The organism is Bartonella henselae str. Houston-1, from assembly GCF_000046705.1.
Classification (GTDB): domain Bacteria; phylum Pseudomonadota; class Alphaproteobacteria; order Rhizobiales; family Rhizobiaceae; genus Bartonella; species Bartonella henselae.
In genome coordinates, this window is record NC_005956.1 from 1,618,384 (window position 1) to 1,630,926 (window position 12,543).

At 42.0% G+C, this 12,543-nt stretch carries 10 protein-coding genes; 2 read left to right on the forward strand and 8 right to left on the reverse strand.

What is annotated here, in order from left to right:
- Positions 1–161: 161 nt before the first annotated feature.
- The 6 genes from AYT27_RS07215 to infA form a co-directional block, all read right to left on the reverse strand.
- The gene (locus tag AYT27_RS07215; RefSeq protein WP_011181186.1) at positions 162–491 is read right to left on the reverse strand and encodes a hypothetical protein; all 330 of its coding nucleotides are present in this window, start codon (positions 489–491) and stop codon (positions 162–164) included.
- Positions 492–612: 121 nt separating this feature from the next.
- Positions 613–906, reverse strand: a complete 294-nt coding sequence (locus tag AYT27_RS07220; protein WP_011181187.1) for a hypothetical protein — start codon at positions 904–906, stop codon at positions 613–615.
- A gap of 584 nt (positions 907–1,490) precedes the next feature.
- Positions 1,491–4,070: an ATP-dependent chaperone ClpB gene (gene clpB, locus AYT27_RS07225; RefSeq protein WP_011181188.1), complete on the reverse strand. Its 2,580-nt coding sequence runs from the start codon at positions 4,068–4,070 to the stop codon at positions 1,491–1,493.
- 1,264 nt (positions 4,071–5,334) lie between these two features.
- Positions 5,335–5,607 carry a DNA gyrase inhibitor YacG gene (gene yacG, locus AYT27_RS07240; RefSeq protein WP_034448268.1) on the reverse strand — a complete coding sequence of 91 codons (273 nt, stop codon included), beginning with the start codon at positions 5,605–5,607 and terminating at the stop codon, positions 5,335–5,337.
- 25 nt (positions 5,608–5,632) lie between these two features.
- The gene (locus AYT27_RS07245; protein WP_011181190.1) at positions 5,633–6,331 is read right to left on the reverse strand and encodes a Maf family nucleotide pyrophosphatase; all 699 of its coding nucleotides are present in this window, start codon (positions 6,329–6,331) and stop codon (positions 5,633–5,635) included.
- A 195-nt stretch (positions 6,332–6,526) separates the two neighbouring features.
- Positions 6,527–6,745 carry a translation initiation factor IF-1 gene (gene infA, locus AYT27_RS07250; RefSeq protein WP_004856585.1) on the reverse strand — a complete coding sequence of 73 codons (219 nt, stop codon included), beginning with the start codon at positions 6,743–6,745 and terminating at the stop codon, positions 6,527–6,529.
- A 1,245-nt stretch (positions 6,746–7,990) separates the two neighbouring features.
- Here infA and AYT27_RS07260 point away from each other — a divergent pair.
- Positions 7,991–8,377 carry a helix-turn-helix domain-containing protein gene (locus AYT27_RS07260; protein WP_011181192.1) on the forward strand — a complete coding sequence of 129 codons (387 nt, stop codon included), beginning with the start codon at positions 7,991–7,993 and terminating at the stop codon, positions 8,375–8,377.
- 2,102 nt (positions 8,378–10,479) lie between these two features.
- Complete coding sequence (locus AYT27_RS08855) at positions 10,480–10,617, forward strand: hypothetical protein (protein WP_155245620.1); 138 nt, start codon at positions 10,480–10,482, stop codon at positions 10,615–10,617.
- 1,078 nt (positions 10,618–11,695) lie between these two features.
- Here the strand turns inward: AYT27_RS08855 and AYT27_RS07280 are convergent.
- Positions 11,696–12,277, reverse strand: a complete 582-nt coding sequence (locus tag AYT27_RS07280) for a disulfide bond formation protein B (RefSeq protein ID WP_011181194.1) — start codon at positions 12,275–12,277, stop codon at positions 11,696–11,698.
- Between the two features lie 10 nt (positions 12,278–12,287).
- A complete protein-coding gene (locus AYT27_RS09015) occupies positions 12,288–12,440 on the reverse strand; it encodes a DUF5993 family protein (RefSeq protein ID WP_011181195.1) in 153 nt (50 codons plus the stop codon).
- Positions 12,441–12,543 lie beyond the last annotated feature (103 nt).

Consider the following 12,543-nt stretch of genomic DNA (forward strand, 5'->3'; position numbering starts at 1 on the left):
GAAGCGAAAAACTGTTCACACGGGACACATATCAACTTTTCCAGTAAAAACTGGTCATAAGCTAAGAACAACACGACAACCTTCAAAAACCATGGCGTTCCAAAAACCACGCGCTCCCAAGGCTCCAAAATCTTCAAACATCATGCCAAATACTCCACCCCTCAAGCATCACCCTCTTTAGCCTCCGGCTCGCAAGAGGAGGCATTTTTTGCAATCACCGGCACAATCTCCACACGTGAAATTGTTTTAACATCACCACCTGCTTCTCCGGTAACTTGCAGAGGCAATACTTTAGCCAGCAGCGAAAAAAAAGGCACAGGATTATTTAATGCATGATATTGAAGATAAGACACCAGCCCATCTTCACCATAGTGATATCCAGCTTGCTCTGCAGCTGTAAGAAGGGCTTCATTAAAGCGCTTTGTTGTTTTATTCACAGCACCTTTTGACCGCCCTCTTCGACGTAAGGGAAGACAAGGTTTTTCTGCCATCATCCTGTTCCTTCAAATTAAAGAGAAGCTGATCCCATATCTTGAAAAATGGCATAAAAATCAGCAATAAAATTTTTAAGAACAACCAACCACATGTAAAAACTTTGTGATCAGAGGCCAATCAAATAGCTTTGCTAGCCTTTATATGACGATACATTTTTGGCAATCCTTTGCTGGATAATTGAGTGAAAATCTTTTTGCCTTTTATCCCAGGCTCCTTTCTCTCATAACCATGATACTCTTTGTTCTCTAAAGAAACACGCAAATCTCCCGTTACAGCTTCCAACAAAGAACGCATAAAAGGTATAACAGCAATAGAAGATAAAAAGAATAACGGTACTTTAGAAAAGCAATCACCTGAAATAGAATAAAAATAGAATTTTCTGATAAAAAAACGAGAAAGACCTACACTCATCCCCCAACCTTAGTCACCCAGCAAAGGATTACCAAGAATGTATCATTATATAAATGCTAGCAAAACCATCCCCTTTTCTAGAGAAAGACATCTCTTAGAAATCTCTCCCTCTCTTAGAAATTTCTCAAAGACCGGAAAACTTATTGATTATAATACGACACTGTGAGACCGATGAATATGACAAAGTCTGACCGATGAGTGAAATAGAATTCAAGAAGTTATAAATGAACTAACCGTTTATAACGATAAGCCTGTCCTGAGAAATCAGAAAACGATCACTGAAAATGAGATGGTGTGAAAAGGCTCATAAGCTCTAGAAAGCTCTAAGAAAGACAGAACCGAAACAGATAGTGTTTGATTTACAAACCGCTTCCGCCGTAATGAAGCTTCACCCCCATCATCATTCTTCAATCTGCTTCACAAAAGCACAGAATGCTGATTGTATCATTATGATACGCGTTCAGATTTACCTTGTCAAGTTTTTTTTATGTTTTATTATCATTTTTTTCTGTCTGATAGGCATTTCTTAACGCATTGTTATATCTTTATTTCATTGCCATATTCCTCATTTCTAGAACAGTATCTTAATTTTCAGGCAAAAAAGTCAAATGCTCTCCTTCTTTTGCAATTGTCACCGCCATCTCATCATGAATTTTTCCAAACAAGATGTTTTCTGCCAGTGGATCTTGAATTTCTCTTTGGATAATGCGTTTGAGAGGCCGCGCGCCATAGAGAGGATCATAGCCCTTATCGCCAAGGAATTGCCGAACCTCTGGTTCGATATGCAAAGTTATTTTGCGTTCATTGAGCAAATTTTGCAAATGTTGTATCTGGATATCAACGATAGCTTCCATGTCGCTACGTTGTAATCTCTGAAAGAGAATAACCTCATCAATACGATTAAGAAATTCGGGACGAAAAGCCGCTTTTACAACATTCATGACATCATTTTTTGCCTGATCGGTCGTTTGTCCTTCTGGCAAGGCGGTTAAAAATTCCGCTCCCAAATTTGAGGTCATAATCAGTAAGGTATTGCGAAAATCGACAGTACGTCCCTGGCTATCTGTCAAGCGCCCTTCATCAAGCACCTGCAGCAAGAGATTAAAAATATCGGGATGGGCTTTTTCAATCTCATCGAACAAAATGACCTGATAAGGTCTTCGCCGCACGGCTTCAGTTAGCACTCCCCCTTCTTCATATCCGACATATCCGGGCGGTGCCCCAATCAAGCGTGCACCGGCATGTTTTTCCATATATTCCGACATATCGATGCGCAACATAGCATTTTGATCTTGAAAGAGAAAAGCCGCAAGCGCTTTGGTTAATTCGGTTTTTCCCACACCGGTAGGACCAAGAAACATAAAGGAGCCGATGGGGCGATTAGGGTCTTGCAGGCCGGCACGCGCACGGCGTACAGCGCGGGAAACAGCTTGCACAGCTTCACCCTGTCCAACCACACGTTTGCTAATTTCGTCTTCCATACGCAGGAGCGCCTCTCGTTCTGCCTCAAGCATACGATCAACAGGAACTCCGGTCCATCGAGAAACAATCCGGGCCACATGTTCAGCGGTAACAGTTTCTTCAACGAGATGATTTTGCTGATCATCATTTTCAGCTATGCTCAATTGTTTTTCGAGCTGCGGAATGACGCTATAAGCGAGTTCTCCGGCTTTTTGGAATTGTCCATCACGCTGTGCAATAGCCAAAGCATTGCGTGCTTCTTCGAGCTGTTTTTTCAAATCCGCAGCATGTCCTAATTTTTGTTTTTCAGCCTGCCAAGCGGTTGTCATTTCTCTCGATTGTTGTTCCAATGTTTCGAGTTCAGCTTGCACGGTTTTCAGACGCTCTTTTGCTGTTGGCTCTACATCGGTTTTCAACGCTTCACGTTCGATTTTCAACTGTAAGATTCTCCGATCAAGTGCATCGAGTTCTTCGGGTTTTGAATCGACTTGCATACGCAACCGTGCCGCTGCTTCATCGATAAGATCAATGGCTTTATCTGGCAAGAAACGATCAGTAATATAACGGTTAGACAAACGGGCTGCAGCAATTAAGGCGCTGTCTGCCAAACGCACTTTATGATGTTGTTCATATTTTTCTTTAATGCCGCGCAAGATAGAGATTGTATCCTCAAGGGTTGGTTCAGGCACAAAGACGGGTTGGAAGCGCCGTGCAAGAGCAGCATCTTTTTCGACATATTTGCGATATTCATCAAGTGTTGTTGCCCCCACACAATGGAGTTCTCCGCGCGCAAGAGCGGGTTTTAGCAAATTGGAAGCATCCATAGGACCATCGGATTTTCCAGCACCAACCAGATTATGCAATTCATCAATAAAGAGAATGATCTGCCCATTTTCGGCTTGCACCTCAGCCAGCACTGCTTTAAGACGTTCTTCGAATTCGCCGCGATATTTTGCACCAGCGATAAGTGCTCCCATATCGAGTGCATAGAGCCGTTTATCGCGCAAAGTTTCTGGCACATCGCCATTAACAATACGCAGTGCTAACCCTTCAACAATTGCCGTTTTTCCGACACCTGGTTCACCAATGAGCACGGGATTATTTTTGGTACGCCGTGAGAGCACCTGAATAGTGCGGCGAATTTCTTCTTCACGTCCAATAACAGGATCAAGTTTTCCTTCCCGTGCATCTTTTGTAAGATCGCGTGCATATTTTTGCAAAGCATCATATTGGCTTTCGGCATGAGGACTTGTAGCCGTTTTTCCTTTACGCAAAGCGTTAATGGCTTGATTGAGTGCTTGCGGAGTCAGACCTGCTTTTGTGAGAATATCGGCTGTTTTTGCAGTTTTTTCCATGATAAGCGCTTGCAGCACACGCTCGACGGTTACAAACTGATCCCCAGCTTTATGTGCGAGATCTTCTGCTAGAGTGAAGACTTTTGCCAACGGCTGCGAGAGATAAAGTTGCCCATTTCCGCCTTGCACTTTTGGCAAAGCATCGAGCGCTTCTTCGAGCGCTTTTTGAATAAGAGAGAGATCACCGCCAGCTTTTTGGATCAATGATGCGGCCAATCCTTGAGAATCCTCTAACAACACTTTGAGGAAATGTTCTGGCATAAATTGTTGATGATCAGAAGAGAGAGCCTTATTTTGTGCTGTTTGTAAAAAGCCTTGCAACCGTTCGCTATATTTTTCCAGATTCATTTTTTTTCCTTTCTTGCACTACCGCTGCACTTTAACTCCCCAAAGCACCCGCAAGGATCGGCCTTACCCCCGCAAAACACCGCGAACGAGGCAGCATGAAAATAGCTGTAGTGCTAAAACAAATATGGGTTCTCACACGCCCCATAGCAAGAGGAGGATCACGCGAGTAAAGAAGAAAAAAGATCAAAAACAAACAACGACAAGAAGAACCGTGCAAGAAAGATGACAGCAAAGGAAACAATTGGAAAAAAGAGAGTATTATTCATAATAAAGAGTGGCAATATTCTGTTTTCAACAGACCACTCTCAAGGCTCAATTTTCTTTCCGGCTTCAAACACCCGGTCATTTTTCAACCTAAATGCCAATTTCCCAAGCTCAAACGCCCAGCCCTGCTCAACTTCAAATACCTGCCCTGTTCAACCCAAAGCCGGACTTCCAACGCCTTTCAAAACTAGGCAGCCTTTTTACTCTTCTTCACAAGTTTTATTGCGAACACGAAGCTTCTCTTTAACTTCAAACACTTAAACGATCCGAGTCTCAAGCACGCAACCTCCACCCTATCATTCACACAATCAACGTCGTCCTTGGCATCCAATGCCAGCTTCCCCAGCTCAAACGCCCAGCCCTGCTCAACTTCAAATACCTGCCCCTGTTCAACCCAAAGCCGGATTTCCAACGCTTCTCAAAACTAGGCAGCCTTTTTACTCTTCTTCACAAGTTTTATTGCGAACACGAAGCTTCTCTTCAACTCCAAACACTTAAACGATCCGGGTCTCAAGCACGCAACCTCCACCCTATCATTCACACAATCAACGTCGTCCTTGGCATCCAATACCAGCTTCCCCAGCTTCAATGCCCGGTCATTCTTCAACCTAAATGCCAATTTCCCAAGCTCAAACGCCCAGCCCTGCTCAACTTCAAATACCTGCCCCTGTTCAACCCAAAGCCGGATTTCCAACGCTTCTCAAAACTAGGCAGCCTTTTTACTCTTCTTCACAAGTTTTATTGCGAACACGAAGCTTCTCTTCAACTCCAAACACTTAAACGATCCGGGTCTCAAGCACGCAACCTCCACCCTATCATTCACACAATCAACGTCGTCCTTGGCATCCAATACCAGCTTCCCCAGCTTCAATGCCCGGTTATTCTTCAACCTAAATGCCAATTTCCCAAGCTCAAACGCCCAGCCCTGCTCAACTTCAAATACCTGCCCTGTTCAACCCAAAGCCGGACTTCCAACGCTTCTCAAGACTAGGCAGCCTTTTTACTCTTCTTCATCAGCTTTTTGTGGCAGGGGTGGCAAGATATAAGAGCCCGAAAGCCATCGGTTCAGATCAATCGCCCGGCATCGTGTTGAACAGAAAGGATAGGCGTTTTGTTGTGCCATCTGACCACAAATGGGACAAAGATGGGGAGGACGGATTGAAGAGATCTCTGTTTGCTTCACATTCGGCTTTGTTTGCGTTTGGTGGGCTTTTTTTATTTGTTCGCGCCCTTTACTTAATTTTTGCTCTGTTTGTTTGTTATTCTGTTCCATTGGTTTTGCCAGTCAATCCGTTTCTCTAATGTGTTTTTCCATTCCAATGAGTGAGAAGTGGATAGTGATAAGCCGTGAGAAGATCCATTGTTTCAGCCAAAGGCAAGCCCACCACATTGGAATAAGAACCAGCGATATAGACAACAAAAGCACCTGCTTTGCCTTGAATAGCGTATCCACCGGCTTTTCCTTGCCATTCTCCAGAATAAAGATAGGCCTCCATCATGGGAGAGGTCAACCGTCTAAAACGGACACAACTTTCGACCAATTTTACGGTTATTTTTCCGCATTCATTAAGCGCACAAACAGCGCCATAGACTTTGTGTGCACGTCCAGAAAGGAAGCGCAAACATTCATAAGCCTCATCTTCGCTTTCTGGTGAGGGAAGAATAGTACGCCCAACAGCAACCACAGTATCAGCGGCCAAGATGACTATTTTCTGCGCTGATACTTTTTCTCCACTGCTTTGATCGCGCCATAGAAAAGTTTCTTGTGCTTTAAGAGCTTTTTCCTTTGCCAAACGTTTTGCAAGATTTGCAGGATGTTCTCTTAATTTTGGTGTTTCATCGATATTGGTTGCATAAACCTGATGGGGATCAAGACCAATTTGTGCTAAGAGAGCCAAGCGACGGGGCGAAGCGGAAGCAAGTATCAATTGGATTTCCTCTAAGGAGGTTTCTTCCAAACGAGATTTTTTAAAGAAAGTTTTTCTTATGACTTCCATTTCCACCCCCTCAGAATGATTTTAAACGACTAGCCAATGCGTTTAGCATCCCTGATTTTCTTTTTTGAGAGACCTCTGATATTCTTTACTCCCTCATATAACGCATTTCCAGGACGATTTTTGCTCTTGGAAGCAAGATAAAGGCTTTTAGGAACACTATTGCTGCTTTTAGAAAAAGTAACAACCACAGATGAACTACTTATAGCGATATATAATGCGGCCTTTTGTTAGATCATAGGGCGTCATTTCAACCATGATTTTATCACCAGCTAACACACGAATACGATTTTTGCGCATTCTTCCAGCGGTATGAGCAATAATTTCATGATCATTTTCCAGTTTTACGCGAAACATCGCATTCGGTAAAAGTTCAGTTACGATACCAGAAAACTCCAAGACTTCTTCTTTTGACATAAACAATAATTTCCTTTATAGACAGTTGATGCGTTTTTGAGCAGCACGTTATTTTTCAGCGTTCATACCTTATTTTCTTGGTTTTGTGAACAAAAATTCAACAAAAAGGAAAAGGTTTTTCTTTTTATATTTGTTTCTTAATGCTCTCAAAAAGTTTTAACAAATTTCTGTGTATACCCTTTTGAGCAGGTTCAGATAGAATTTTGAGAGATTCTTTAAGGAGAATTTCATTATATTTGATCCCTTTTTCTCTTTCCCTCTATCTCACCGACATCGTACATTACAGGCCTTCTCGTTTAGCGCACTCTTCTCTCTGCTTTACACACCATTCTCCCCAGCCACCCCTCACTCTCCACCCCTCACTCTCCACCTCTCACCCTCCACCTCTCACCCTCCACCTCTCACCCTCCACCTCTCACCCTCCACCTCTCACCCTCCACCTCTCACCCTCCACCTCTCACCCTCCACCTCTCACCCTCCACCTCTCACCCTCCACCTCTCACCCTCCACCTCTCACCCTCCACCTCTCACCCTCCATCTCTCATCCTCCACCTCTCATCCTCCATCTCTCATCCTCCGCCTTTCACTCTCCACCTCTCACTCTCCACCTCTCACCCTCCACCTCTCATCCTCCATCTCTCATCCTCCGCCTTTCACTCTCCACCCCTCACTCTCCACCCCTCACTCTCCACCCCTCACTCTCCACCCCTCACTCTCCATCTCTCATCCTCCACCTCTCATCCTCCACCCCTCACTCTCCACCTCTCACCCTCCACCCCTCACTCTCCATCTCTCATCCTCCACCCCTCATTCTCCACCCCTCATTCTCCATCCCTCACTCTTCATCTCTCATCCTCCACCTCTCATCCTCCACCCCTCATTCTCCATCCCTCACTCTTCATCTCTCATCCTCCACCTCTCATCCTCCACCCCTCATTCTCCAGCGATCACTCCCTCATTCAAAAATTGTAACTTCACAAACTGTTCTAATTGTTATTGTAAATCCTCTGAAATTCCTTTATGACTTAAAAGATGTTTTGGTCGCATACGCAACGACCAATAGGGATCTAAAAACCCTAAATCCGAGCGTAAAAATGAACCCACTGATGTGGGTATCCCGGAATTCCGGGAGATTTTGCTATGTCCAGGTGCTACAAGCACTAAAAGCAAAAAGCTGACTCGGATTCAGTATTTTTAGACTCCCGGAATACCAATGCGAGGGCGCTCGCAACCGGCGGGGGGAAGATGCAAGCGAGAAATCTTCATCAAGCAAAAAATCTTCATAATGACATTTTCGTGGGCAAAAAAATTCGTTTTCGGCGAAAAATGCTGAAAATGTCTCAAAAAACATTGGCTGATCATTTGAAGGTAAGTTCCCAACAAATTCAAAAATATGAAACAGGATTAAATCGTGTGAGTGCAGGGCGTTTAAAGGAAATTGCTGATATCTTAAGTGTTCCTATTGCCTTTTTTTACGCTGATCTCTTTACAAAACAAGACACCCCCACCCAGCATGATGAAATCGCCTCAAACAGAGAGGAATACTTCCTTTTGAAAAGTTTTAGAGAACTCAAACCGAAAAAACAGAAGGCAATTTTATGGTTGATCTCTGATCAAAATGAAAGTTTTTAAAATATGCTTAGAGTGTTTCACTCTCTGCTCATAAACATGCATGCATATTTTTAAAAATCACTTACCATGACGATAGTGCTCTTATTTCGTCAGAGCATAAAAACGCTTAATGATAACTTTGAAAAACCAAACTGCTGTTCAGCTCTCACTCTCCACTTCTCACTCTCCACTTCTCACTCTCCACTTCTCACTCTCCACCTCTCCTCTCATCCGGCTCTTCTTTCTGCTCTCCAACATACTCTTTCTCCCTCTGGAAACAGCCTCCTCCCAACCACCCCACTAGCAACCATCCCATAAACCTCCAAACATCAGCCGCCCCCTCACCAGCAACCAACCTACAAATTACCTAGCACCAACCGCCCCCTCATCCTTTAGTACGCTTCTTTACCCACGCTCTCCACAACATCTTCCAAATTCATCGGAAATAAACTCACCGGCAGCTTCCCTTCACCTCACTCTTCAACTCCTCCTTAAAGCGCACACCCCATCCTCCTGCACCCCCTTTTCCTCATCTTTACAGCATATTTATAAGGATGCAGATCATGCACAGTTTTTCTGTTTTTTCTTTTTCAAGATTTACGTTTTATCGTTTTTACGACTACACGAAAAATAGTAAAGTAAACCTGTGATAAAAACACCGTTGGAATACATTTGAAAAACACTTGATTAAAATGAAAACAAATGGAAATGTGCTCTTCTCATTCCACTCATCTATTCCCCTCTTTTCCAGCCTGCTCTCAGCTTATAGGCAAACTTCCACGGACAATCACCCCACTAAACTAAAAACTACTTTCACGATTCAATTTTGCAAAATCCTATTTCCCTTTATTGCAGAGTGAGAAAAGTAAATTTTAATATGTCATTTAATTCTGCATTGTGCAGAACTTTTACGGACAAGCATTCCCCACCAACATCCAGTTCCATCGGAAACAGCCTCCCCCCAACCACTCCACTAGCAACCATCCCATAAACCTCTAAACATCAGCCGCCCCCTCACCAGCAACCAACCTACAAATTACCTAGCACCAACCGCCCCCTCATCCTTTAGCACGCTTCTTTACCCACGCTCTCCACCCTATCCTAAGCCTACCCCACCATATCGTTATCACGCTTCATCAGCAACCAATCATCTTTCACCCCCACAACAATGACCTCATTGTAATCCACCCCATCTTCCCTCCACTTCTCCTCTCATCCGGCTCTTCTCTCTGCTCTCCAACATACTCTTCCTCCCTCTGGAAACAGCCTCCTCCCAACCACCCCACTAGCAACCATCCCATAAACCTCCAAACATCAGCCGCCCCCTCACCAGCAACCAACCTACAAATTACCTAGCACCAACCGCCCCCTCATCCTTTAGCACGCTTCTTTACCCACGCTCTCCACAACATCTTCCAAATTCATCGGAAATAAACTCACCGGCAACTTCCCTTCACCTCACTCTTCAACTCCTCCTTAAAGCGCACACCCCATCCTCCTGCACAGCCTTTCCCGCCATTTTACAGCACATTTGTAAGGATGCAGATCATGCACAGTTTTTCTGTTTTTTCTTTTTCAAGATTTACGTTTTTATACTTTTAAAAATTTACAGAAAGACAGAAAAGCGTATAAAATGAAAAAAGATAATAAGTTTTTAAGCTTATCGATCAGAAAACGCGCTTATAGAAGCTATAGCGTATTGATATTCTCTCTTTAAGCCGGTATTTTTACGGCAAAACGTGCCCCATTCCCCACATTAAAACGCAACATCCCTCGCATTAAAGTAATGCAATACACTAATTTATAAGGATAAATCATCGCTTTGTTTATTGAATGAGAGTGCCGAATATCGTAAAGATTCTCTCATCTCAAATCCTCTCATAGTCAATCAATTAAAATCACTTACTTGCATGTGATAAGTAGGACTAGCGTGTAGGTAAAAACTCTTTAAGAAAAGAGGTAAAAATGCTCCACCATTTCAATGCAAAAATAATCGCAATATTTTGAGTTAGTAAAGAGGAATGATGGGACCATTTTCCAACTTCATAAGCCTAAAGACGATAGTGAACAACGGCTTTTACAGTATACCCTTCGAATACCTTCATGAAATGGGCTTAAAAACCTTGAAAAAGGGTTCTTTAAAACAAGGGCGTGAATTGGCAACACTAGGCTTTTGCTGTATGGGGTATTTTTGTGGTTTAGGAAACGGTTTTTTTGAGCTGTTTGTTCAATGGCATTCTATTCTTCATAAGGGGCATTGACCCCATTATGCAATGCATAAACTTTTGCTATTTTTAAAGAGATAATCTTTTCTTAACATGTATATAATCTTATAGCCCGTTTATGATGACATATTATCCAACTAAGAGCTTAAGAGTCTTCAAAAAAACACAAGACGAACGCCATCTTGTTTTACCCTATTCTTATCTTTACTTCGCCCCTTAATATCTGCTCTGTTTTTTGGGTATAACGTCCATAACCTTATCTCCAACTGTTTTCACGGTGTACAGCTTGTTTCTGAGAGAGCATCCGTGTAAAGTCATAATGAAAGTGAAGAACAAAAGATAAGACCAAGAGCATACTTGAACATTTTTCGCAAGTGCACTCCTATTCCCCAAAATGGCAATTTTTTATTCTTTACCATTATTGCATTTTTATCTAAAAAAAATCGTAGTTATCTTCATCAATAGTGTATGAAAATTGCGTTGTTTTTTACATTCATAATTTCAATCTATACTTCCTTATGCTTGGCAAAAATTACCATCCTTAAATAGTCGCAAAGTTTTGCATTGAATGATTATGCCACATTGCATGAACAGAAAAATGCTTTTGTCAATGCGTAACGAATATGATTATTGAAACAATTTTCCTCCCTTATTCAACATTGTTTAAGCATGTTTTACATTCATAAAATCCTTAAAATACGTATTTTCGTTTAACAGGAAAAATCCGTACGATATCTGATCGCTACAGCTAAAAATCTGCCATTACAACAAAATCGACCAAGATTATGATACGAAAAATAATCCGGCGACAAATAGACACGGCCCACCAAAAATTTTTGATAAGCAAATTCTTTTGGTGACTCACCATTCTTGTTTGACGCAAAGAATTCTTAAGATTAATCAAACAAGCTGATAAATTGACCGAACCCACTTCAATCAAACGGGCTCAATCAACTGCATTTGCAAAAGCAAAGCAGTCTGCCCGGTGGATGAGAAGCTGGAGAGCTTTGTTCTCAAAAGCTTTTGCAAAAAAGAAGCGGTATATTTAAAAGTACCGCTTTTTTTAGTTATAACATTCAAGATATACAGCTAGAAAGTTTATTAAAAAACCTCTTTAAGAAGAGGAAGGAAACCAATAAGACAACAACTCATATCTTACGGGATCATCGGCACATTGCCCAGTTCCGCATTCAAGCACGGTAGAAATCAGATTTGCTGCAATTAAAAAGACAAAGAGACCACTTGCCATTTTACTGAGTAAAGGGAAAGGAGCAAATACTTTGAATTTGTAAGACAGTTCACTTAAAATCATAAGGAAGGCAACGGCAAAAATACAAAGCACTGCAATAATGAATGCCCAAGTATAAAAATGGAGTCCAAAGAACGTTGAACCATATCCAAGATCATCTGGTGTGATATGTAAAAACACCTGACGTGCAGCAACAATACTGGTTACCATACAACCAAGAATAACCATACCATAATGGGTATTTTTGACCTTATGGTGAATATTAAGAAGGAAGCCACATCCTGCCAGCATCAAACCTACGCGCTGAAGAAGACAAAGAGGGCACGGCAATTCAAACTTCACCAGTTGATAATAGAAAGCCACCAACAGGACAGCAGAAAGTCCTAACAATCCTAATGTGTTCATAAATATGATGAAATGATGATTTTTTTGTTGAACATGTTCCATGATTATTATCTCAAAAAGACAGATTTAAAGTAGAAGTTGCATGATGATTAAAAGTGAGAAGAATAACAACTAACAGGATTGCCCATAAGGCATAACTTATGTTTTTTTTGCCATACACAGTCGTTATTGCTGTACCTAAAGCGATTAAAAACGGAACAAACATTAAAGTCTCCTTTCTTATATAACGGGCAACATATTGCACACTTGGGCTAAAAAATAGAGATAATATATTAATTATTCACAATTCATTACAAATTATTACAATT

What these genes read in the sequence shown, in the direction of transcription:
- AYT27_RS07280 (WP_011181194.1), bottom strand. Translation starts at nt 12,277, where the DNA reads ATGGAACATGTTCAACAAAAAAATCATCATTTCATCATATTTATGAAC.
- AYT27_RS09015 (WP_011181195.1), bottom strand. Translation starts at nt 12,440, where the DNA reads ATGTTTGTTCCGTTTTTAATCGCTTTAGGTACAGCAATAACGACTGTG.
- AYT27_RS07260 (WP_011181192.1), top strand. Translation starts at nt 7,991, where the DNA reads ATGCAAGCGAGAAATCTTCATCAAGCAAAAAATCTTCATAATGACATT.
- AYT27_RS07220 (WP_011181187.1), bottom strand. Translation starts at nt 906, where the DNA reads ATGAGTGTAGGTCTTTCTCGTTTTTTTATCAGAAAATTCTATTTTTAT.
- AYT27_RS07215 (WP_011181186.1), bottom strand. Translation starts at nt 491, where the DNA reads ATGGCAGAAAAACCTTGTCTTCCCTTACGTCGAAGAGGGCGGTCAAAA.
- clpB (WP_011181188.1), bottom strand. Translation starts at nt 4,070, where the DNA reads ATGAATCTGGAAAAATATAGCGAACGGTTGCAAGGCTTTTTACAAACA.
- infA (WP_004856585.1), bottom strand. Translation starts at nt 6,745, where the DNA reads ATGTCAAAAGAAGAAGTCTTGGAGTTTTCTGGTATCGTAACTGAACTT.
- yacG (WP_034448268.1), bottom strand. Translation starts at nt 5,607, where the DNA reads ATGGAACAGAATAACAAACAAACAGAGCAAAAATTAAGTAAAGGGCGC.
- AYT27_RS07245 (WP_011181190.1), bottom strand. Translation starts at nt 6,331, where the DNA reads ATGGAAGTCATAAGAAAAACTTTCTTTAAAAAATCTCGTTTGGAAGAA.